Below are 23,309 nucleotides of genomic sequence, written 5' to 3'. Positions count from 1 at the left end.
TTTAAAATGAAAAATAACTCATAATCTATATCGATATGGAATACGTGGAGATGACATGGTGACCTCTGCTACTCATCCGGACACCGGCGTCGCGACGAGCCGCTTCGACCCCTCGCGTCTGAAGACACGTCAACTAGCCCTGATCGTTCAGCTCGACACGCATCGCTCGGTGCTGCGCGCAGCGGAAGCCGCGCACATGACGCAGCCCGGGGCGACCAAGTTGCTGCGCGAACTGGAAGAGACGATGGGTGTGGCGCTCTTCGAAAGGCATCCGCGCGGTGTCGAGCCCACCTGGTACGGCGAGGTGCTGATCCGCCATGCACGCAACGTGCTGGCGGAGTTGCAGCACGCATACGACGAAGTGTCCGCGCTCAAAGCCGGCCTGACCGGGCAGGCGATGATCGGCACCGAGGTCACGGCGGCCACCAACCTCGTGCCGAAAGCGGTGGCGCTGCTCAAGAAGCGCTTTCCGCAGATTCGCGTCAACATCGAGATGGAGTTCAGCGAGGTGTTGGTGCAGCGTCTGCAGGAAGGCAAACTGGATATGATCGTCGCGCGAATCCGCAATCCGGACGATCTGGTGGAACTGAACTATGCCCCACTCGCAGAAGCACAGCACGCTCTGTTCGCACGCGTTGGCCATCCGCTCGCCAGGCGCAAGACATTGAGCTGGAACGAACTGGCGCCGCAAACATGGATCTTGCCGCCGAAAGGCAATGTGATGCGCAATCAGCTCACGCAACTTTTTCTCGAACGGCAGCTCGCGTTGCCGACGGACGTGGTCGAGAGTTCGTCGCTGCCCGTCATCACGAGTCTGCTTCAGATGAGCGATATGATCGCGCCGCTTGCGCGCGAGCCGGTGCGGCCGTATTGCATTGCCGGCGCGCTCGAACCGCTGCCGTTCGAACTCGATCTGAAGCTCGGACCGGCGGGCATCGTCACGCGGCGCGGCGAAAGGCTCTCACCGGGCGCGCGGGCGATGCTGCAAGCGCTGCGCGAGGCCGCCGGGTTCGACACCCAAGGCCCCGACGCCAGCGGCGATTGACTCACGGCGATTGACTCACGGCGATTGACTCACGGCAACCGGATCAGCGCGCGCCGTCGGCTGCAACGCTTGCGTCGGGTTGTAGTAACCACTCATGAGCCGGCTCGTTATGCACGTGCCACGTGCGGCGCGGACCGGCCATCACGTTCAGGTAGTAAAGGTTGTAGCCGTGCGCGGCGGCCACCGGGTGATAGCCGCGAGGCACCAGCACGACATGCTTGTCGTAAGCCGCGAGCGTTTCGTCAAGACTGCGGTCGTCGGTATAGACACGCTGAATTGCGAAGCCCTGCGGCGGCGAGAGCCGGTGGTAATAAGTTTCCTCGAGATAGGTCTGCTGCTCCCCGTCGTCGGTATCGTGTCGATGCGGCGGGTAACTGGACCAGTTGCCTGCGGGCGTCACCGATTCCACCACCAGCAAGCTTTCCGCCGGCTCGGTTTCCGGCAGGATGTGGCGCACGTGACGCAGATTGGCGCCAGTGCCACGGGTTTCCTGCTTCACCTCGTCGGGTGCAATGAAGCGCGGCGGCAGGCCGCCCTTCGTGGGCGCGGAGCAGATGCCGAGTTCGACGTCGTCGGTGGCTTCGATCGTGTAGCGCGTATGCGGCGGCACATACATGGACCACGGCGCGCCATCGAACGGCGACATCCGTGCGCCGATTGCGCGGCTCGCGAGCCCTTCGCAACCGACTATTGCGTGTCCCTTGACGAGCACGACCACGACTTCGCGATCGCCCGTCTCCCGCGTAAGCCTGGCGCCGGCGTTCAACTCGAAAACATCGAAGCCGACGTATTTCCAGCCGGCGCTCGCCGGCGTGATATGGATGATCTGGCCGTCTTCGGCATGCTTTGACGGTTTGACGAGCAGGTCGCTCATGTCTTCCTCCAGTTATTTAGGGCTGCTACTCTGCAGAACGCGGTGAACGCGGCGAACGTTGCGGCTACATGCAGGGCCGTGAAGCGCTGCAAGCTTCCATGGCTTTGACGACGCCTTGTGCGCGAATCGCCGCCAGATGGCCTGCGACCTGCGCGACGAAGCGCGGCTGTGCACGCAGATCGCATCCAAAAATCGACTCGATTTCGAACAGTGTTCGTACCGCGTCGATGGCATTCGCGAGCAGGGTCGAGCGGACCGCTTCGGTCAGTGTGTCGGCGAGCGGGTCCGCGATGGCGTAGGTGCGGCCTGTCTCGTCCTGACCACCCAGGTATGCGATCCAACCAGCCAACGCAAATGCCAGACGTTCGGTCGGCGCGCCGCTTTTCAGGTTGACGCGCACGCTTTCCAGCCAGCGCTGCGGCAGTTTCTGCGAGCCGTCGGTCGCGATCTGTTGCAAGCGGTGATCGAGCGCGGTGTTGCGAAAGCGCTCGAACAGTTCAGCGCGATAGCTGGCCAAAGCGGGTCGCGACAGCGTCGGCTCCACCTCGTCGCGCAACATGCTTTCGACAAAGTTCAGCAGGGCCGGCGCGCCGATCGCCTGATCAACGGTGTCATAGCCAATCAGCGAGCCGAGGTACGCGAGCGCCGAATGCGAGCCGTTCAGCATCCGCAATTTGGCCTGCTCATAGGGACGCGCGTCGCACACGAGCGTCGCGCCTGCGTGCTCCCAGGCCGGCCGTGGACCGGCGAAGCGGTCTTCGATTACCCATTGCGAGAACGGCTCGGTCATCACCGGCCATGCATCGTCGACACCCAGTTGCTCCGCTACGCGCGTGCGATCGGCGTCGGTGGTGAGCGGCACGATCCGATCCACCATCGTGTTGGGAAACGCGCCCTCTCGCTCGATCCAGTTGGCCAGCGCAGGATCCGTTTCGCGCGCGAACGCCAGCGTCAACGCGCGCATCGTGTCGCCGTTGGACGGCAGGTTGTCGCATGACATCACGGTCAGCGGGCGCAAACCGGCCGCGCGCCGCAACGCCAGCGCGCGCACGACGAAGCCGATCGCACTTCGCGGCGCGGTGGCCTCGCGCAGATCATGGGCAATGTCGGGATGATCGAACTCCAATGCGCCGCTGGCAGGATTCCGGCAATAGCCTTTCTCGGTGATCGTCAGGCTGACGATATGGCAGCGCGGATCGGTCATCGCATCCAGTACGGCCGCAGGCGACTGCGGTGCGACCAGCGAAGCGATCAGTGCACCAATCACCTGAAACGAATCCGCGGTGCCGTCGCGCACATCCACGGTATACAGATGATCCTGCGCAGTGAGCGCCTCCGAAGTGTCCGCACGTCGCAACGACACGCCGACGATGCCCCAGCGATGATCGCCAGCGCGCAACGTGTGCTCGGTGTAAACGGCCTGGTGCGCGCGATGAAACGCCCCGAGGCCCAGATGGACGATGCCCGGTGCAAGGCCCGCGCGATCGTAGGTGGGAACGACGATTCTGCGAGCGGCGCGCCCCCCCAGCGAAGCCACGGCGGCATTACTCAGCCGCATGATCGGCCGGATGCTTGGCGAGCCCTTCCCAGATGCCGTTCAGGTAGACCGCACCCAGCGCGCGATCGAACAGCCCATAGCCGGCGCGGCCCGTTTCGCCCCAGATCATTCGCCCATGGTCCGGCCTTGCATAGCCTTCAAAGCCGGTTTCGAAATAGGCTTTGACGATTTCCGCCATGTCGAGCGAGCCATCGGCCGAACGATGCGAGGTCTCATGAAAGTCGCCTGCGGCATTGGTTTGCACGTTACGCAGGTGCGCGAAATGAATCCGGCCACGCGCGCCGAACTCGCGCACGAGTGCCGGAATATCGTTCTGCTGGTCCGCGCCCAGCGAACCGGAACACAGTGTCAGGCCGTTCGCCGGATCGTCGACAATGGCCAGCACGCGCTGCAGGTCAGCGCGATTTTTCACGATGCGCGGCAGGCCGAAAATCGGCCGCGGCGGATCGTCGGGGTGGATCGCCATCTTGAGGCCGGCTTCTTTCGCCACCGGAATGATCGCGCGCAGGAAGTAGTCGAGATTGGCCCACAGACCGGCTTCGTCTAGCGCTTCGTAGTCGCGCAGCAGGGCTTTCAACTGTTCGGGCCGATAGCTCGCGTCCCAGCCGGGTAGCTGGATACCCTGGCTGACGTCGAGCTCACGGATCGCTTGCGTGTCGAACGCGAGGGTCGTCGATCCATCGGGCAGTTGCATGTCGAGCGAGGTGCGGGTCCAGTCGAAAACCGGCATGAAGTTGTAGCAGACCACCTTCACGCCGCAGGCGCCAAGGTTACGCAGCGTCTCGCCATAGTTGGCGATGAGCATGTCGCGCGTCGGCTTGCCGAGCTTGATGTCCTCGTGCACCGGCACGCTTTCGATCACTTCCAGCGTCAGGCCATGAGCCTCGATCTTCTCCTTCAGCGACCGGATTCTGTCGACCGGCCACACATCGCCCACGGGCACGTCATAGACCGCTGAGACCACCCCTACCATGCCGGGGATCTGGCGGATATAAGCGAGCGGCACAGGGTCTGCGTCGCCATACCAACGGAAGGTCATTTTCATGATCGAGTCTCCTCCTCGTACGCTCGCCTCGCCTTCGACGCAGGCAGCGCATCACAATGATTGGCCGGCTCGGCCCTTCGCGTTGCCCAGGGCGGCGAGGCGCCGTGCGGATGCCTTGCGCCTGTTTGGTTCACGCGTGGGGCGCAGCCAGGAGTTCGCATAGTAGCGGCGATCGACATGCCTTTATAATGAAGAATAACGCTTTATCTATACGATTTTGGAATACGTTTGGGTGTGCTGGGTTGCCGCTCGCCTGCTGTCGGACACTGGTTGCAGGTTTTTCCAGCGGGCGGATTTGGTTGAAAAACCAGCCGCGTGTGGGCCGTTTCGCATCAAAAATCTTCATAACTGCCTCAAGTTCCGCCGCGATCTTCCGTTAGTTGAATCGTAAGGGCCGCAACATTCGAAGAAGGCCGCCGGCCGTCTCGCCTCAACCCGGAAGCTCTCAAGATCAACATGAAAAAGGCAGTGTTTGCCGATGCCGTCGGCGGAGTCGTTCTCACCGTGTTCGTTACCGCCGTGCTGACCATGCTGCACGCGCAGGTGGGCGGTAATCACGGCATCGTCAATTTTCTCGGCAGCGCGGAATTGCCGATCGTCGCTTCCGTGCTGATGCTCGATTCGCTACGCGAGGCCATCGGCTCGATCTACGAAGGCGAACATAGACAAAACATTTTCGTCGCCGGCATTGTGCTGTTCGTCGTGGCGCTGCTGCTCGCATCCAAGGGCGTCGATATCGAAGTCGCCCGCCATCACGCGCTGGAAAGCGCGGTCTCGTCCGCCAACGGCATGCAAGGCGCGGCTGGCTCACAAGGCTGGTTAAAAGGCGCGGAACAGGCGCTGCCGCTACCCGCGTGGGTCGTGCCCGCCAACGTGTTCGTGTGGGTCGCGGCGATCGTCGTGTCGATCTGGAACCGCACGCTCGCCATCGGCGAAAAAGCGCGTTCGATCTCGATCGAGAACGTTCATGCCTTCGTGCACCTGCTCGACGAAAGCCGTCGCGGCGATGCGCTCATCACACAACTGCTCGTCGACGAACGCCGCGCCCGCGCGGAACAGCACGGCGAAGCGGCCCGAAACGATCCGAAGCACCTGCGAGCCGCGCGGCAGCGTCATGCGCGCGCGGTCGAAGCGCTGCAAATGTGCCTGCGCCGCGCCATGAGCGACGTGCACGACGATACGTCCAGTGCCCTCGCGGAGACCACTGCAAAATGATCCAGCTCCTCCTGCATCTGCTCGGTGCGCGCTATATCAGCCGGCATCTGCCGAAACTGCTCATGCTCGGTGCGATCTGGCTCGGCATCGGCGCCTTCGTCGTGGCCGACGCGCTCGACGGCGCGCTCTGGTTCCCGCTGCAGACCTTCGGCGTACTGCTGGCCGCCGAAGGCCTCGCGGGGATCGTGCTGGCGAAGAGCGGCCTGTCGCTGCAGACCCGCTTTCGCTACGTGAAAGGCCTGATCAGCGTGCTTATCGGCGTGCTCGTCATCGTGCGCCACAGCTATTCCGACTTTCTCCTCGCGATGACCTTCGGCGCAGGCTTCGCGCTCGAAGGCGCGCTGCTGATCACGGCGGCGTGGGTCGTGCGATATCGGCACTGGCGCTCGACCATGGCGCTCGGCGTCGCGAGCATCGCGCTGGCGATCATCTTCTTTCAGCCGTATCCGACGCACTATCGCGGCACGGTGCCCTACTGCATCGGCACGTGGATGGCGGTAAGCGGCTGCCGCATGATCTGGCTGTACCTGCGTCTGCGCAAAGCGGCTCGCGCAGAGGCGGCGCACGCAACGCCTGCCGGAACGTCGAATGTCGAGCCGATGATCGTGCACGTCTGGACGCCTGTCGGATCGGCGAAGAACAAGGCGCTGAGCCGCCCGGTTATCGACCGGTATATCGCGGCGGTCGACGTCAACGGCGTCATCTCGACGGGTCATGCCGCGCTTGAAGCAGGCGATGTGTATCTCAGCCTGTATCCTGGCGTGGAGATCGACCGTTCACCGGATGAATTCGCACGCCTGCTGCGCGCCGATGCGTCCAACAACGTGCCCGGACGATATCTGCCGAATTATCCCGAAGAAGCAGCAAGCTGGTGCGAATCGACGGCGCGCATTACCTTCCGCCGCTTCGACGCCGCGCGTCTCGCGGCATTCGCGGGAACCTACAAGGCAACCGCAATATATAACCTCACCAACCGCAACTGCTCGAGCACAGTGGCCGAAGCCATGGAGGCGGCACTCGAAGGCGCGGCATACCGCGAAGGCGGATGGATGAACGCGGTACGCCTCGTCGCAACGCCTGAATTGTGGATCGCCGCGCAACTGCGTCATCGCGCGCGCACCATGGCCTGGACACCGGGACTCGTGCTCGACTACGCACGCGCCCTGCGCGTGGTCACGCATCCGCCGGCCGTCGGCTGGTTCGCACTGGCGGCGCTGAGCCTCAGGCAGATGCGCCGCGCACGCCGCAGCTAGAGCCCCATACACGCGTCATGGAAAAATTCACGCACGTGCGCATCGTGATGGGCATGATCGTCAGTCTAGGGCTGACGCACATGCTCAAGGGTCTAAGTTCGGCCATCCAGCATCCGTCGAGCAAGAACATTTATCCGATCCACATGGCGTGGGTCGCGTCGCTGATCCTCAATATCCTGCAATTCTGGTGGTGGGAATTCTCGCTGCGCGAAATTCCCGTCTGGACCTTCGGCATCTATCTCTATCTGATCTTCTACGCGTTCATCATCTATCTGATGTGCGCGATGCTGTTCCCCGAATCATTGCGTGAATACGCCGATTACCGCGACTACTTCATGTCGCGACGCGTGTGGTTTTTCGGCCTGGCGCTTGCCGAAAGCGTGATCGACATAGGGGATTCGTTCATCAAGGGTGAACTGCACGTAGCGGGCCTTGGCGACATGTACTGGGTGAAAACCGCCGTCTTCGCGATCGGCTGCATCTTCGCGATGCGCACGCGCAACCAGGTTTTTCACGCGAGCTTCGTCGCGCTCAATCTGGTCGCACAGCTACTGTTCGTAGCAAACATGTCATGGAGCCGCGCGTGAAGAACCCAGCACCGCGGGTCGACGCGTGGGTCGATGAATACGCGCGCACCGCCTCCGCGGTGTGGAGCGGCGACGTGGTGCGTATCCGCAATGTCCGTCACTTCACCTACCGCACGCGCGATGACTACACCGCAGCCTATTTCGATGCCGATTACGAGCTTGCGCGGCTGCGCAGCGTGGACCTGGTGGTTTCGCGCTGGGCGTACGATTCGATTGCACACGTTTTCGTGAGCTTCGGTTTCGACGACGGCCGCTACCTGTCTGTCTCCATCGAGACGCGACGCCGGAGCGGCCAGCGTTATTCGACGTGGAAAGGCTTCTTCAGGAATTACGATCTGATCTATGTCGTCGCGGACGAGCGCGATCTCATCGGCGTGCGCACCGACGTGCGGCGCGAGCGGGTGTGCCTGTATCCGGCCGACGTGAGCCCCGATACCGTGCGCGCGCTGTTCAGAGACTATATGCGCCGCGTCAACGAGCTGAACGAGCGGCCTGAGTACTATCACACGCTCTTCAACAACTGCACGACGAACATACTCGGGCATGCGCGCACAATTGCACCGCATTTGCGCTATAGCTGGAAAGTGCTGCTGAGCGGACACGCCGACGATTACAGCTATCGCCTCGGTTTGCTCGGCCGTTCCTGTCCATTCGAGGAACTCAAGCGCCGTTGTCTGATCGCGCGGCCGGATAACGCCTCGATCGGCGCAGACTACTCGCGAGCTATTCGCAGCGCGCGCTGAGCGCTCTTGTGGCGCCCTGCTCGCACGTCGAACTCCTTTCCCATCGCAAGAAAAGAATTGGCCCGCTGCGCGAAGGCAGCGGGCGATGCATGACGACTTCTACGTCACGTCAGGAACGTGGAAACAAGGCCGAGAGGCGGTATTCGCCACGAAAGTTCGTGATAAACAGACCTTCCTCATACGTCCCGTTCGGCGTCGTCATCGAGAACACCAGGTTGCCGCCATGAAACACCGGCGACACCGGCGTCGGGCTGCCGAGCTTGTCTTGCGTCGTGTCGTAAGCGAAACCGAGCGTGCGAATCTCGCTCGTCTCGTCGGGCAACGGTTCGAGGCGGCTCGTGTCCACATTGCCGCGCGCGATCCCGAGCGGCACGAGGTTGCCGTTGCTGTCGGAGCTCACGCGCAGCGCGACCGCCTCACCATCCATCTCGAGCGGCACGTTGAAGAAGCGCCGGTGATCGTTCTCGTCGTCATCGCCATTGCTGTTCTTGTCGACGAACACCACGGGATAGCCGTTGAGCGTAAGCCAGGTGCCGGTGCGCGTGACTGTATAGGTGTCGACCGGCTTCGCGGTCGGCTGGATCGCGATTGGCATCGTGCCGGCCATGACAACCGTGCCGTCCGCCTGCGGCGCCGTGACGAGCGCCCGATCCAGCGAGCGAACGCCGAACGTGCTGTTGTAGTGCGCCGTGAACTGCGTGCTCGTGGTACCCGTCGTGTCGATGCCCAGCAGGCGGGGAAATCCGATGCCGTTGCCGGCATATGCCGCCACCAGAGACTTGTAGCCAGCGTCGAACGGAATCCCCGCATAGCTTGCCGGTGTATTAACGTCCACCACGCTTGCCGGGAAGTACACGCTCAGACCGCCCGCGTCCTGGTAAACGCTGCCGTTGCGCGTATAAACGACTGCGGCGGCCGTGGCTCTGGACAGCGCGGCGGCTGCCTGTGCCGCGACACCGCCCGCGTTGAAATGCGCCGTCAGACTCGTGATATCCGTTTCGTCCGCACCCCCGAACGACAGGGATGCCGAGCGAGCTTGCGCCACGGCCAGCCAGCTTTCCGCGCTTGCGACGGCCGACGAAAGTTGCTGCGCAAGCGTGACCAGCGCGGCGCGCACCGGCGCAATCTTCGACAGGTCGACGAGCGAAAGGGTCGAGACCGCGTCCTTCGGGTCTTTGTCCTGAGCTTGCTTGAGGAGATACGAGTCCACGACCACTTTGCCGAAGGTCTGTGGATCCGCCGACGCGTTCTGAACCAGCGCTTGCCAGTTCCAGCCGGTGCCCGGCTCGTTCTCCTGCGACGCAAGCAGATAGTCCGCGTATGGCGCGAGTGCACTCGCAACTTCGACGGAGGCCATCAGGCACGCATCGAAACCGATCACATCGAAATGGATGCCGGTCGCATCCACCGCCGCCTTGATCGACTGCGTGAGTTGCGCGAGCGTGAAACCGTGATTGCTGAAGTTTTCGTCCTGGCCGTAACCGGCCCAGCCGCCGCCGTGATCCCACAGCACCAGACGGTATTTATTCGCCGGGTACTTCTGCTTCGCCCAGGCGATGAAATCGGTAAGCGTCTGCGGCTGGCCCATATCGACGGGACCGAGGTTCGCCAGTTCGGTCAGCTTCTGGTTGGCCACCGTGAAGCGACGCACATTCTTCCAGTCGGGAACCGGGCTCACGCGATAGGTCTGGTCGGCGCCGCCCGTCTCGATGACGATGTTCGCGTTGGCGGGCGCCTGCGCGAGCAGCATCTCGTTAATATTGAGCGTGCCCGCGCCGCCTTCGCTCGGTCTGTCGGCGCCGGATTCCAGATCGGAGCCGATCATGTAGACGAGCACAGTCGTGTCTTGCGACGCGGCGGGTACATCGAGCTGCCCGCCGCAGGCTGATAGAAACAGCAGGGTAGCCGCCATCAGGCCGGCCACGGCGCGGTGAGCGTAAGTTCGGATCATGTCGGTACGAATGAAAAGTGCTGTGGGCGTCTCAACGGCGCGGGCGGAGAAGCTCGCGGGTGCGCTCGATGATGTCTTGCGCCTGTTGGGGATCGGTGAAGGCATCGCTCGATGCGCGCCTGAGCGCCGCCGCCGACGTGGCCGATGAGTTCGCCGCCACGCCCGGCAGGACGTTGCCCGCGCAGACGGTATTGCGCGGCGGCATCGCACCGGTCAGGAAATAACTGGCGACCGTCGAATCGACGCAGGCAGTCCCGTACGGAAAGAGGCCGTGCGAATACTCGCCGTTCACGAGGATCATGCTCGCGGAGGGCAAGGCAGCAAGAGTCGTCTGCGCGCCGGCCAGCGGCGTCAGCATGTCGTTCTCGGACTGAAGCATGAGAATGGGCGGCGCCGATTTCGCGGCCACCGACAGCGCCGGCTTGGTGAGCGTAACCGGCCCCCAGTAGATACACGGATTGTCGATGTCGGAGCTGTCCGCGATCGGCGCTTCGCGCGCGATGACGGTCGCACGGTTCACCCAGTACGCCGGATTCGACGAAACCGGTGCATCCGAGCAGCGCACCGTCGGGTTGACCCAGTCGGTCGGCGCCGCAGGCGAGGCGTAGACGCCCGTGACTGCCTCCGCATACTCGCCTGTCGAGCCGAGCGCGAGCTTGAGCGCCATCTGGTTCCACTCGGGATCGTTCGGGAAATAGATGTGATTCGCCAAGGCGGCGGCGTAGGCATCGGGTGTCGGGTGCGACGCGCTTGCCTGGGTGATCGCATAGGCAGCGGCCATCACGACGATGGTCTCGTCGACGGCGCCGTGGTACGGCATCACGCTATACAGCTTTTCCGACAGATAGCTGCGCGACCAGTCCGGCGCATCCGTGAAGAGCGAGCGAATGCCGGCGAGCGTGTTGGGCAGCGCAACGTGATCGACCTTGGTGAGCGCATACAGCGAGATGGTGTCGTCGTAGAGCTGCTGCTGTGCGACGGCCTGCGATTGCAGCGGCAGCGGCATATCGTAGTCGACGGAACTGTCGAGCAGAATGCGACCGGTCTGTTGCGGAAACAGCGATGCATACCACGCGCCAAGCAGCGTGCCGTAGGAATAGCCGATGTAGTTGAGCCTCGTGTCGCCGAGCGCGGCGCGCAGGACGTCCATATCGCGCGCGGTGGCATCGGTGTTGATGAACGGCGCGAGCGGCACGTTGCGGCAAGCGTCGGCGTACAGCCTGGCGTTATAGAGCGCGCGGTCCACGTTCTGCGGGCTCAGATTGTTCGGCAGCCAGTCGACGTGTTCGAGCGGCGCGGGCAGCGAGCAAATGAGCTGCGTGCTGCGGCCGACGCCGCGCGGAGAAAAGCCGACGAAATCGAACTTGCGCGACATGTCGTACAAGCCGCGATAGCCGCCGCTCGCCGGATTCACGAGACGCGCTAGACCCGCTCTGAGCGCGCCGAACTGGTATCCGTCGCCGCCGGGTCCGCCGGGATTGAAAAGGATCGCGCCGACGCGCTCTTTGGGGGCGGCTGCCGCCACGCGCATCACGCCAATGGAAATGTCGCCCGCTGTGGGATGCGCGTAGTCCATCGGCACTCTGATCTGTGCGCAGCTCAGATCCGTACCGAGCGCGCTCACAGTCAGCGTGGGCATGTCTTCAATTTGCTCCGCGTTGCATGGCGCCCAGGCAATCTGCTGGGTTTTGTAGGCGGCAAGGGGATCGGCTTGCCCGCTTACGCCACCGCCATCACAGCCGGCCAGCAGCGCAGCGGCACACAAGCACGCTGCAACGGATGACGCGGCGGTGCCAGCAGCATCGATCTGCGAATCGCTCATTCGACGCGCTATGCGCGAGCGCAACGCGCCGATAGTGCCAGGCATGGCGACGAACGCGCGGAAATACTGGCCAGTGAAAATCGCTTTCATGCTTATCAACTTCTTTTTATTTGGCTTACACGAAAGCGTTAACGGCAGGCGAATCGAAAACCTTTGTTCCTTATATGTGTCGGGCGAGTACGCGACTTGTTAGCGCCTCTGCTCCTTGCCAGCGCAAACCCCGTCGGAACCGCCACGGGAAGAAAATCAGATACGTCACTGCGTCGGAGACTTTTGAAATGCTTGTGCGAGACGAGCAGCAACGGTGCCTGGCGTCTGAACTTCATTCAAAAGCTGGCGGACGAAATCTGGCTGCTCATCGAGCAATCATGCAGCGCCGGAGTCCGCCGAGGCATCGACCCATATCGACAGTCCAACGGCAACGACTACCGCGGCGCATGCGCGATAGAAGCGTGTCATGCGCCATTTCCATTCCACCTTTCAGTCGACTGCCGGCGAAGGGCGGATCGCGGCGGCGATCGCGACGCTAACTGTGGCGAGCGCCCGGCTCCAGGCCACCACCGCCGCATCGCGGCCCGCACCCGTGCACGGCTCGCGCGCGATGGTATGGCCCGTCACGGGCGGCGCTTTCCCGGGTGGCCATACCGACCACAACACATCGACAGTCGCTGCATCGCCAGGCGACACGTCGAAACTCTGGACGTCGAGCCGCACGCGCCAGGCCGCCGGCGGCTCGCCAACGGCGGGCGAAGTCGACACGCGGGCGTTGTTCAGCAGCCGCGTGAGATCGGCGACGACCACACGCGGGATCTGACTCTTCAACGGCTCCGCCCAGCGCGCGAATTCGTCGATGTTCACATGGTTCGTGCCGTCACGAAACACGATCTGAGGCCGGTCGACTAGCTCCGGCATGATCACCGGTCCGACCACGACGCTGACGGGCGCCCCGCCGCTCGCTTGCTCGCGGGGCGCCTCCGCGCTCAATGTATAGAAGTCGGCCTTGGGAGAGCCCGCGCAACCGGCGAACGCGGCCAGCGTCAGCGCAACAGCAAGGCACGGCGCGAGGCGTTTCACTTTTTATCCTCCGGCTTGCCGCGAATCAGTGCTTCTGGATGGCGCTCCAGGTAGTCCGCGAGCGAGCGGAACGCGCTCGCCGTGCGCGCGAGCTCGGTCATGGCGTCGGAGGTGCTCTGCGAGAGCGCGGAATCGGGCTGCAACGCGCCATTCGCGGAGTTCAGCGCTGTCTGAGCCGCTGCAAGTGTGTCTCGGGCTTGCGGCACCACGTCGGTCCTCAATTGCTTCAGGAGGCTATCCGCGTCGGCCAGCGTCTTTTGCGCGCCCTTACCGATCCCGCCGAAGGGAATCTGGTTCAGCTTGGCGAGCAGGCTGGTCACGGATTCCTGCAGTGACTGCAGCCCACCGGGCGCTGTGGGCATTTCAGGCGGATTGGCGTTCCAGTCCAACTTCCCCTTGGGCGCGTTCGGGAAAAAATCGACTGCTACATAGAGCTGCCCGGTCAGCAGATTTCCGGTGCGCAACTGGGCGCGCAAGCCATGCTCGACGAGCGTTTGCGCGAGTTTCTGACGGTCGGCCGTGAGTCTGCCTCCGGGCCCCCCGTCGCCCTTCGTATAGCGCGACGTGAATCGCTCGGGAAAAAGATGTATCTCGACCGGAATGCTGAACTGCTTCGCCACGGGGTCGTACCGCGTGTTGATCGCCACGACTTCTCCCACCACGATGCCGAGAAAATCCACGGGCGCACCGACCGCAAGTCCCCGCACCGACTCCTTGAACACCAGCACATACGTATCGACAATGCGATCGTGCCGCTTCATCGCTTCTTCGCGATTGTGAAAGAGTGCGAACTGGGCCTTCACCGCGGCTTCTGCGTCATCGGTCGCATCGTCGGGCGTCTCGAATGCGAGTCCGCCGATCAGAATCGCCACCAGCGACTCGGTATTGACCTTGACACCCGTCGCATCGAGCGACACATCGACGCCGCTCGCCTGCCAGAAACGTGTATCGGCTCTGACGAATTTGTCGTAAGGGGAGTTGACGAAGACATGCATCGTCACCCCCTTCCCGTCCGGATCCAGCTGATACGAAGTAATCTGTCCGACCTGCAGCCGCCTGTAGTAAATGGGCGAGCCGACATCGAGCGAGCCCATGTCCGCGCCTTTCAATATGAACTCGCGGCCTGGCACACCGCTCGCGAAAACGGGCGGTGTTTCGAGGCCCCTGTAATCGTGGCGCGGCTTCGTCGAGTTCCCCACGTCCATACCGATGAAAGATCCGGTCAGCAACGTGCCGATACCAGACACGGTGCCGCCCGAAATACGCGGGCGGACCATCCAGAAACGCGTGTCATCGACCAGAAGCGGTGACGCCTCTCTGGTCAGTTCGGCTGTGGCGACTACGCGGCGATGGTCGCTCGACAACGCGACGCTTTTGACCACACCAATATCGACGTCCTTGAACTTGATCTTGGTTTTGCCGGCCTCGATCCCCTCGCCGGTCTCGAAACTGATCGTGACCGTCGGGCCCTGCTCGACGATCGCCTTCACCGCTAGCCAGCCGCCGATCAGAACGGCAATCAGCGGCACCAGCCAGATAATCTGTATCCGCCACCGCGAGCGGGGCGTGGCGACGGCCTCTGGAACGCCGGACGCCCCCGGCCGGTCGACGGGGTCACTCACGATCCGGCTCCGCGGCGTCCCAGATCAGGCGGGGATCGAACGACATCGCGGCGAACATGGTCAGCACCACCACCGCGCCGAAAGCCACCGCGGCGGGGCCCGCCTGGATAGTCGCGAGCGCATTGAACTGGACAAGTGCGACAAGAATCGTGATCACGTAGATATCGAGCATCGACCAGCGCCCGACCAGTTCCACCACGCGGTAGATGCGCGTTCGCTGCTGCAACATCGCAGATGAGCGCCGCTGCGTCGAGATGACGAGAAACATGATCGCGATGATCTTGAGCATCGGAACAGCAATGCTCGCGATGAACACGACGATGGCAAGGGGCCACGAGCCGGAGGTCCACAGGTACACGACACCGCTCAGAATCGTGTCTTTCTCCGAGCCGAACAGCGAACTGGTGTTCATCACCGGCAACATGTTGGCCGGGATGTAGAGGACCATCGCAGCGATCAGGAACGCCCATGTCCGCGTGCAGCTCGCCGGCTTGCGATCGTGCAAAGGCGCGCTGCAGCGGGGACAGCTGGCGTCGTGCAGGCGCGCGTCCGCTCTCGTGAGCAGCCCGCAACTGTGGCAGGTCATCAGTCCGCTCGCCTTTGCCGTGCGTGCCGGCGGCGCGTCGAGGACGTCCGGGATCGGCGCGCCGCTGAAGCGGTCGTCCGCGCGCTGCCAGAGCTCGTGTGGATCGAAGGCGGCACTGGCGGCCGCGAGCATCAGCATCAACGCGCCGAATGTCCATAGCCCGACGCCCGGCACTACGCTCGCAATATGCGCGAGCTTGACGAGCGCAACCAGCATGCCGAGGATCAGCACCTCCGTCATGCCCCACGGCCGCGCCAGACCGAGCAGCCGAAAGACGATGTCGGCGCGATACGGCCGGCGATTGAACCGCAGCGGCAAGAGGATGTACGCCATGCTGGACATCTGCAGCAATGGCATCAGAAATGTCGTCGCGAACACGAGACCCGCGATGGGCCACATGCCGTCCCGATACAGAATGCGAACCGCGCCCAGCAACGTGGTCTGAACGAGATCGCCGTTTACAGACAAGCCGACAATCGGAAACGCATTGCCTATGACGAACAGCACAATCGCCGTAAGGGTGTAGGCCAGCGCACGATCCAGGCCTTCCGGGTGGCTGCGAAACAGCTCGGCGCGGCAGCGGCAGCATCGCAGCACGCCCTCGCCTGTCAACGTCGTTTCCCGTTGCAGCAAATCGCACTCGTGACATGCAATGAGGCGACCGGCGTTCATTGCGACTGCTCCGCCTTGGCTTCCGCGGTGCCGGGTGCTGCGGCGCCATGCTGCATGACCTGTCCCGTCATGCGCTCCGCTTCGATTACCCAGCCGCCACCCATCGCCTTGTAGAGCGAGATCAGAGACGTGAATACCACGCCGTTGGTCTGCGTGTAGCTCAGCTGTGCATTGAAGAGACTGCGCTCGGCGTCCAGCACTTCGATGTAGCTCGTGTAGCCGCCCTCGTAGCGCAGTCGCGCGAGCCTTGAATAGGTTTTCAGCGCCTCGATCTGCCGGCCTTCCACGACCAGCTGCTCGCGCGACTTCTGAAGCGAAATCAACGCGTCCTCGACCTCCTGAAAAGCCGTCTGAATGGCCTGTTGATACTGGAACAACGCCTGTTGCTGCTGCGCCTCCGCCTGACTCACCTGACCGCTGATGCTGCCCGCCGTAAAGATCGGGACGGTCAGCGAGCCTGCATAGGACCAGATTCGCGCCGGTCCGGTGAAGAGCTTCGAGAACTGACCGCTTTCCGTCCCAAACAGACCCGTGAGTGAAATGGACGGAAAGTAAAGCGCTCGCGCGGCGCCGATCAATGCGTTCGCGGCAATCAGGTTCTGCTCGGCCTGCCGCAGATCTGGACGGCGCGTGAGCAGATCGGACGGCAGGCCGGCGGGCACGGGCGGCACTTCCAGTTCCATCAGTTCGCGGCCGCGCAGAATCGGCCCGGGATTCTGACCGAGCAGTACGGACAACGCGTCTTCCTGATGGGCGATTTGCGTTTCGATCTGCGGGATCGTTGCGAGCGATGCTTCGTATTCCGACTGGCTCTGCGCGAGTTCCATCTGCGACACATCGCCGCCTGAAAAGCGCGCCTGAAACACCGCCACGGAACCCGCGCGACTTTCGGTCGTCGCCTTCGCGATCGCGAGCTGCTGGTCCAGATCGCGCAAATTGATGTATGCCGATGCAACCGATGCCACCAGGGACAGGATCGTCGCGCGCCGGCCTTCTTCAGTTGCGAGCAGGCTTGCGCGCGCGGACTCGGTCTGACGCCTCACCTTGCCGAAGAAGTCGATTTCCCACGAGGCGATCAACGGCGCCCGGAAGTCGTTGAATACCGGGTTGACGCCGGGCGGCAGCGTCGGCAGGCCAGCGATCGATGCGCGCTGCCGCGAAGCTTCAAAGCCCGCGCTGACCTGCGGAAAGAGCGCCGAACGTGTCGTGACGAACTGGCCCAGAAACTGGTCGACGCGCGCCGCCGCGATTTTGACGTCTTTATTGTCGGCCAGCGCCGCGGCAATCAGATCGTTCAGCACGGGGTCCTGGAATTGCTCCCACCACATCGCATTGGCAACATCGGCCGCCTCGCCGGGTTCGAAGCGGAAGGTTGCCGGCGTCGGCACCGTGGGCCGCACATAGTCCGGGCCCAGCAAACAACCGCCCAATGTCAGTCCAAGCCCCAACAGCAGCAAAGTGGATAGCGGACGCAGGAGGAACGCGAAGCCGCGCATGTCAGTCGTCCTCGCGCGGGGCAGACGGTTTGATGGTCGGCGTGCCCGGGCCGGGTTGCGCAACGGGGGGCGTCCCGCCGCCCGTGGGTCCGCCGCTCGAACCGGGTGCCTTCTTGCTGGCGCTCTTCTCCGACATCGTCTCCAGTACATAGAAGAACATCGGGATGAAGAACACAGCGATCACCGTCGCGCCGAGCATGCCGCCGATCACCCCCGTGCCGATTGAATGCCGGCTGTTGGCCGACGCGCCGGTGGCGATGGCAAGCGGGACGCAGCCCAGGATAAAGGCGAGAGACGTCATCACGATCGGCCGCAGCCGCTCGGTCGCCGCCGTGACGGCGGAGTCGTGGACAGACTCGCCCGCCTCCCTGTTGAGCACCGCAAATTCGAAGATCAGGATTGCGTTCTTCGCGGCAAGGGCGACCAGCATGGTCAACCCAATCTGGAAATAGACGTCGTTCTCGAGTCCGCGCATCATGATCGCGAGCAGCGCGCCGAAGAGCGCAAATGGCACGGCCATCAACACGCCAACCGGCAGGCTCCATTTCTCGTATTGCGCAGCGAGAATCAGGAAGACCATGATCAGGCCGAATACGAACACGAGTCCCGACGTGCTGCCAGCTTGCCTCGACTCATAGGCCTCACCGCTCCAGCCGACACCGTAGTCCGACGACATGACCTCGCCGGCGACCTGTTCGAGCGACGAGATGACCTGTCCGGAGCTGTAGCCCGGCGCGCCGTTGGCCGTGATCTTGACCGCGGGAAAATTGTTGAAACGCGTGATGAGATCAGGGCCGGTCACGTACCGTGACGTCACGACCGACTTGAGCGGCACCATGCTGTTTGTCTTGCTGCGCACATAAAGCTGGTTCAGATCCTGCGGTGTCAACCGGTAGGACGGCTCGGCCTGGAGAATGACCTGCCACAGCCGGCTCGAACGGTTGAACTGGGATACGTACAGCGAGCCGAACATGGTCTGCATCGCGCTATACACTTCTTCGACCGGCACGCCGAGCGTTTCCGACTTGTCCCGGTCGACGTCGACGAGCAGTTGCTGCGACGACGCATTGAAGGTCGATGTCACGCGCGCCAGTTCGGGCCGCTTCTTTGCCTTCTCCAGGAACTTGTCCACCACGTCCGCGAGTTGCGCGATCGTACCGTCGCCCTTGCTCTGAATCCACATCTCGGTCCCGCCCGTCGTGCCGAGCCCCGGTATCGACGGCGGATTAACAGGAAGAATGATGCCTTCCTTCACTTTCGACAGATTTTCGTACGCGCCGATCAGCACCGCCCGCGCGTTCTGCGTTCGAATGTTGGACCACTTGTAGCGCTCGTCGAAACTCTTGAAGCCGATGAAGAACGTGCTTGCGTTGTTCTTGTTCTGGCTGTCGAGCAGACTGTAACCATCGACGACCGTCACACTGCCCACGGCTTCCTGCTTCATGAAATAGTCAGTGACGTGCTCCGAAACGTCGCCTGTGCGATCGAGGCTGGCGGCGTCCGGCATGATGACCGCGCCGAGCAGGTAGCCTTGGTCCTCGGGCGGCAGAAACGAAGTCGGTATCGCGCGCATCATGACGACCGAGAGCGCGATCATTCCCCCAAACAGCAGCAGCGCCACGACGAACCGCTTGATGACCAGCTTCACGGCGCGCGAATAGCTGTTCGTCATTTTTTCGAAATTGCGGTCGAACCACCTGAAGAAGCCACGCTTTTCATGGTGACCCGGCTTGAGCAGCAACGCGGCAAGCGCGGGCGACAGCGTCAGTGCGACGATACCCGAGAACACCACCGAAATCGCAATGGTGATCGCGAACTGCTTGTACAACTGGCCCGTGATGCCGCTCAGGAACGCCACCGGCACGAACACCGCGCACAGTACCAGCACGATCGCGATGACCGGGCCGGAGACTTCGTCCATCGCGCGCTTGGCGGCGTCTTTTGGACTCAGCTTGTGCACGCTCATGTTGCGCTCGACGTTCTCGATCACGACGATTGCGTCGTCCACGACGATGCCGATGGCGAGCACCATGCCGAATAACGTCAACATGTTGATCGAGAAGCCAAGTGCCAGCATGCCCATGAACGTGCCGACAATCGATACGGGTACCGCCAGCACCGGAATCAACGTCGCGCGCAAGCTTTGCAGGAATGCGAACACGACGATCACGACCAGCACCAGTGCTTCGAAAAAGGTATGAACGACATCCGAAATCGACGCGCGAGTGAACTCGGTCGTGTCCATCGCGATGCTGTATTCGAGCCCTTCCGGGAAGGTCTTCTTCAGCTCCTCGAGCGTCGCGCGCACCTGCTTCGACACGTCGAGAGCGTTCGCGCCTGGCTGCTGATACACCGCCATGACTGTCGCCGGTTTGCCCTGAAAGCGGCTGCGGATCGAATAGTCTTTCTGGCCGAGCGACGCGTAGCCAACGTCCTTCAGACGCACGATCGCCGCCTCGCCGTTCGCAGCGCGAATGATGATGTTGTCGAAGTCGGACGGTTCGTTCAGGCGGCCGGTCGTCGTCACGGCGAACGACTGCTCGACCGCCTTGCCGGTCGGCGATTGCCCCAGCCGGCCAACGGCGAATTGCTGGTTCTGGTTGGCGACTGCTTTCTGCACGTCGCCGGCCGTAATGCCCAGTTGCGCCATGCGGTCGGGCTTCAGCCATATTCGCATCGCGTAGTCCGGCGTGCCGAAGATGGACGACTGGTTGGCACCCGGAATGCGCTTTAACGCATCGAGCACATAGATATTCGCGTAGTTGGCGATGTAAGTCGCGTCGTAACGGTCGCCCGGCGAGTAGATCGCGATCACCATCATGAACGCTGACGACTTCTTCTGAACCTGAATGCCTTGGGCCTGCACCGATTGCGGCAATTGCGGCAACGCCAGATTTACGCGGTTCTGCACGTCGACCTGCGCGAGTTCCGGGTTGGTGCCGATCTGAAAGTATGCATTGACCGTCAGGTTGCCGGTCGATGAGCTCGACGAGCTCATGTAGATCATGTTGTCCGCGCCGTTGACCTGCTGCTCGATCGGCGCGGCCACGTTGTTGGCAACCACATCGGCGCTGGCACCCGGATATGTGGCGGAGATGGTGATCTGCGGCGGTGTGATGTCCGGGTACTGTGCGATCGGCAGACTTAACATCGCCACCGCGCCGCCCAGCGTTATCACAATCGAGATTACCGATGCAAAGATCGGGCGGTCGATGCAGAAATGGGAGAGATTCATTTCGCTCGCCTGTTCAGTTCGTCGCGACCGTGCTGGATGCACGAGCGTTCGAACTGGTGCTTTCCTCCGCGGGTGCGCCGTTTGCCGCGTTGGCCGCCGCTGGCGACGCCACGATCTTCAGCGGTGTATCGGCTGTAACCCGGAGCGCACCGTCCACTACTATTCGCTCGCCCGGTTTCAATCCCTGCGTGACGAACCAGTCGTCGCCGTGCCACTCGCCGACTTCGACCACCCGCTGATGCGCTTTCGATTCGTCATCGACCACCCACACGAAGTGGCTCTTTGCACCCTGCAACACAGAACGTTGCGGCACGAGTATCGCGTTCGGCCGCACTGCACCAGACACGCGCGCACGCACGAATTGCCCGGGCCGCAAAATACCCTTGGCATTCGCAAACGACGCGCGCACGAGAAACGTACCCGTTTCCGTGCTGAAAGCCGGGTTCGTAAAGTTGATATGACCTTTGTCGGGAAACTCGGTGCCGTCGGCCTGCACGACTGTCACGGTGAAGTCGTCATTCTTCGGAAACTTCAGGCGCCCTTTGGCAATCTCGTCGCGGAATCGGAGCAACTCGTTCTCTGAGATGCTGAAGTTCACCCACATCGGATCGAGCTGGTAGACATAGGTCAGCAAGCCGCCGGAGCCGGCCGTCACGTAGCTGCCGTCCTGTTGCCTCGCGAAGCTCGACAAACCGTTGAGCGGCGATTTGATCGTCGTATAGCTGAGGTTCAGTTCTGCCGTCTGCACCTGCCCCTGGGCGGCGACCACGGCCGCTAGCGCGCTCTTTTCGTTGCCGGTCGCGTCGTCCAGATCCTTCTTGCTCAAAGCGTTCTGCGCGGCAAGGGGTATCACGCGGTCCAGGTTGGCCTTGGTCACATAGAGCCTCGCCTGCTGCTGCGCGAGCTGGCCCTTGGCAGTTTGCAGCGCGGCTTCGAACGGCTTCGGGTCCATCAGGAAGAGCGTCTGCCCGGTATGAACCAGTTGACCCTCCGTGTACACGCGCTTGTCGAGAAAGCCGTCGACGCGCGCGCGAATCTCGACTTCGCGAGAACTCTGCGTCTGCGCGGTGAATTCGAAATCGACAGCCGTATCGTGCGGTTCGACCTTCATCACGGTTACTTCGGCCGTCGGCGCCGGCGGCGTCGCAGCCGGCTTGTGGCACCCGGCGCAGAGTGCCAGCGTGGCGAAGACGAGCACGCACCTCAGACCGCGCGTCGTCTGCCGTTGCAGGAATGCGTCAAACGTGGTGTGTTTCATCGGATCATCCATCGCAGCTACATGGCAGTGCAAGCACCGAACAGCACCAGGGCATCTTCACGATTGACAAGCGTCAGCGTTATCGAGCCGTCTTCCCTGTCGAGCACCATCGTCCACCCGAAACTGAATTCGGTTCCTTGCAGGAGAATCTGGTTCTGGTCGGTCTGCATGAAGCGGATCTGCGTTGTACGCTGAGGACCGCTCACGGTCTTCTTTGCAAAGTCGATGCGCAGGAATTGCGGCGCACCGAGATCCGCCGGCAACGCGCGCTCGCAGACCTGCCCTGGGTCGCACGCGTGTGCGTCGATGGTGGCGCACAGCAACGGCTTGCTGCCGTCGAATTCGGCTGCGGATAACGCAGCCGAAGCGAAACAGAAGATCGCCGCGAGAGCGATACGAAGGGAGTTCTTTTTCATGGCCGCGTTTCCCGCTAGATGGAGGATACTGAACGGTGTATGCGCGGCTCGGGCATACATACCCCCACCGTGCGGTTGAAAGTGGCCAGTTGTTGGGATGTCTGCTGCTGGAAAGATTGCTGGGCGGCCACTGAGCGTTCCGCCACCGGCATCAGCTTGAACATGATCGGACGCTCCATTCAAAGGGAATCACTGCGTGACCGGGTCCCGGAGCGGCGTGCGCGGCGCCTCAGGTATCCTTAGTATTGGCAGCGGACCCTTCCGATGACAATTGAACTTTGGGGTAATACCGATTCAGCGTACGTTGCGCGTGTGCTACGGCGGCGCCTGGCTACTTTCCAGCGCGGCGCGCACGGTTCGGACAAACAGGTCATCGCTGAACGGCTTGCGAATATAGGCGACAGCGCCGCTCGCGAAAGCCTGCTCGCGCACGCTGATGTCGTCGTGAGCGGTGATGAAAATGACGGGTGCGCCGCTGCCGGACAGACGACGCTGAACCTCCAGCCCGTTGATCCCCGGCATCTGCACGTCGAGAATGACGCAGTCCGGGTGATATGACGGTATGGACAACAATGTGTTGAGAAAGGCGTCGCCGCTCGCGAACGTTTCAGCGGCGATGCCGACTGAGCGCAGGAGCCGTTTGATCGCGCGGCACACCGATTCATCATCATCGACGATGACAACGAACGGTTTGAGTTTTCCCATTGATGTGGCCCGGTATCCGGGAACGCACGATGGCTGCATTCCCCCTGACGCTAGACTACGATCCAGGAGGACAAGCCGATAGTGGACCTTGGTGCTATGTCGAGGTGGAACTGCCCCGCGGTTGTCTCTGCAGCCCGGAGCCAGAGCCGTTC

General features: G+C 62.5%; 19 protein-coding genes. 5 read left to right on the top strand and 14 right to left on the bottom strand.

From position 1 onward, the window contains the following. Positions 1-58 precede the first annotated feature (58 nt). Complete coding sequence (locus tag JMY24_RS26040) at positions 59-1,045, top strand: LysR substrate-binding domain-containing protein (protein WP_128597340.1); 987 nt, start codon at positions 59-61, stop codon at positions 1,043-1,045. 43 nt (positions 1,046-1,088) lie between these two features. On the opposite strand, the gene iolB is transcribed toward JMY24_RS26040, so the two are convergent. From iolB to uxuA, 3 genes are all read right to left on the bottom strand, one after another. Then, on the bottom strand, positions 1,089-1,919 hold the full coding sequence (gene iolB, locus JMY24_RS26035; RefSeq protein ID WP_128597331.1) for a 5-deoxy-glucuronate isomerase: 831 nt from the start codon (positions 1,917-1,919) through the stop codon (positions 1,089-1,091). Between the two features lie 64 nt (positions 1,920-1,983). Continuing rightward, the gene (locus JMY24_RS26030; RefSeq protein ID WP_128597332.1) at positions 1,984-3,477 is read right to left on the bottom strand and encodes a mannitol dehydrogenase family protein; all 1,494 of its coding nucleotides are present in this window, start codon (positions 3,475-3,477) and stop codon (positions 1,984-1,986) included. Beyond that, positions 3,464-4,522 carry a mannonate dehydratase gene (gene uxuA, locus JMY24_RS26025; RefSeq protein WP_193425319.1) on the bottom strand — a complete coding sequence of 353 codons (1,059 nt, stop codon included), beginning with the start codon at positions 4,520-4,522 and terminating at the stop codon, positions 3,464-3,466. Before uxuA ends, JMY24_RS26030 begins: the two co-directional genes overlap by 14 nt. Before the next feature lie 456 nt (positions 4,523-4,978). Between uxuA and JMY24_RS26020 the strand changes: the two genes are divergently transcribed. Genes JMY24_RS26020 through JMY24_RS26005 form a run of 4 tightly spaced genes read left to right on the top strand, consistent with a single transcriptional unit; the run spans position 4,979 to position 8,320 of the window. Further along, on the top strand, positions 4,979-5,737 hold the full coding sequence (locus JMY24_RS26020; protein ID WP_128597333.1) for a hypothetical protein: 759 nt from the start codon (positions 4,979-4,981) through the stop codon (positions 5,735-5,737). Further along, a complete protein-coding gene (locus JMY24_RS26015) occupies positions 5,734-6,990 on the top strand; it encodes an HdeD family acid-resistance protein (protein WP_128597334.1) in 1,257 nt (418 codons plus the stop codon). Before JMY24_RS26020 ends, JMY24_RS26015 begins: the two co-directional genes overlap by 4 nt. Before the next feature lie 17 nt (positions 6,991-7,007). Beyond that, the gene (locus JMY24_RS26010; RefSeq protein WP_128589160.1) at positions 7,008-7,577 is read left to right on the top strand and encodes a hypothetical protein; all 570 of its coding nucleotides are present in this window, start codon (positions 7,008-7,010) and stop codon (positions 7,575-7,577) included. Beyond that, positions 7,574-8,320 (top strand): Lnb N-terminal periplasmic domain-containing protein, encoded by a 747-nt coding sequence (locus tag JMY24_RS26005; RefSeq protein ID WP_236597504.1) that lies wholly within the window; start codon positions 7,574-7,576, stop codon positions 8,318-8,320. The genes JMY24_RS26010 and JMY24_RS26005 overlap by 4 nt, the downstream gene beginning before the upstream one ends. A 109-nt stretch (positions 8,321-8,429) precedes the next feature. Here JMY24_RS26005 and JMY24_RS26000 read toward each other — a convergent pair whose 3' ends face one another. The 11 genes from JMY24_RS26000 to JMY24_RS25950 all read right to left on the bottom strand — a co-directional run bounded on the left by JMY24_RS26000 (position 8,430) and on the right by JMY24_RS25950 (position 23,157). Next, the gene (locus JMY24_RS26000) at positions 8,430-10,271 is read right to left on the bottom strand and encodes a clostripain-related cysteine peptidase (RefSeq protein WP_164853756.1); all 1,842 of its coding nucleotides are present in this window, start codon (positions 10,269-10,271) and stop codon (positions 8,430-8,432) included. A 31-nt stretch (positions 10,272-10,302) separates the two neighbouring features. Continuing rightward, positions 10,303-12,183 (bottom strand): alpha/beta hydrolase, encoded by a 1,881-nt coding sequence (locus tag JMY24_RS25995; RefSeq protein WP_128597337.1) that lies wholly within the window; start codon positions 12,181-12,183, stop codon positions 10,303-10,305. Positions 12,184-12,573: 390 nt separating this feature from the next. Then, positions 12,574-13,167 carry a PqiC family protein gene (locus JMY24_RS25990; protein ID WP_201703185.1) on the bottom strand — a complete coding sequence of 198 codons (594 nt, stop codon included), beginning with the start codon at positions 13,165-13,167 and terminating at the stop codon, positions 12,574-12,576. Continuing rightward, positions 13,164-14,789: a PqiB family protein gene (locus JMY24_RS25985; protein ID WP_128584452.1), complete on the bottom strand. Its 1,626-nt coding sequence runs from the start codon at positions 14,787-14,789 to the stop codon at positions 13,164-13,166. The genes JMY24_RS25990 and JMY24_RS25985 overlap by 4 nt, the downstream gene beginning before the upstream one ends. Continuing rightward, positions 14,782-16,047, bottom strand: a complete 1,266-nt coding sequence (locus JMY24_RS25980; RefSeq protein ID WP_128596253.1) for a paraquat-inducible protein A — start codon at positions 16,045-16,047, stop codon at positions 14,782-14,784. The genes JMY24_RS25985 and JMY24_RS25980 overlap by 8 nt, the downstream gene beginning before the upstream one ends. Next, a complete protein-coding gene (locus JMY24_RS25975) occupies positions 16,044-17,543 on the bottom strand; it encodes an efflux transporter outer membrane subunit (protein WP_128596252.1) in 1,500 nt (499 codons plus the stop codon). The genes JMY24_RS25980 and JMY24_RS25975 overlap by 4 nt, the downstream gene beginning before the upstream one ends. A 1-nt stretch (position 17,544) precedes the next feature. Beyond that, on the bottom strand, positions 17,545-20,778 hold the full coding sequence (locus JMY24_RS25970) for an efflux RND transporter permease subunit (protein ID WP_128596251.1): 3,234 nt from the start codon (positions 20,776-20,778) through the stop codon (positions 17,545-17,547). Positions 20,779-20,791: 13 nt separating this feature from the next. Further along, positions 20,792-22,036, bottom strand: coding sequence for an efflux RND transporter periplasmic adaptor subunit (locus JMY24_RS25965; RefSeq protein ID WP_128596250.1), 1,245 nt, complete (start codon positions 22,034-22,036; stop codon positions 20,792-20,794). Positions 22,037-22,053: 17 nt separating this feature from the next. Further along, positions 22,054-22,452, bottom strand: a complete 399-nt coding sequence (locus JMY24_RS25960) for a hypothetical protein (protein ID WP_128596249.1) — start codon at positions 22,450-22,452, stop codon at positions 22,054-22,056. 14 nt (positions 22,453-22,466) lie between these two features. Next, entirely contained in the window at positions 22,467-22,616 is a 150-nt protein-coding gene (locus JMY24_RS25955) for a hypothetical protein (RefSeq protein ID WP_164853648.1), read from the bottom strand. A 151-nt stretch (positions 22,617-22,767) separates the two neighbouring features. Beyond that, complete coding sequence (locus tag JMY24_RS25950) at positions 22,768-23,157, bottom strand: response regulator transcription factor (protein ID WP_128584457.1); 390 nt, start codon at positions 23,155-23,157, stop codon at positions 22,768-22,770. Positions 23,158-23,309: the final 152 nt, after the last annotated feature.

The organism is Paraburkholderia kirstenboschensis (assembly GCF_904848585.1).
Taxonomy (GTDB): Bacteria; Pseudomonadota; Gammaproteobacteria; order Burkholderiales; family Burkholderiaceae; genus Paraburkholderia; species Paraburkholderia kirstenboschensis.
The sequence above is the reverse complement of the archived record's forward strand: the minus strand, read 5'-3'. Positions and strand labels throughout refer to the sequence as shown.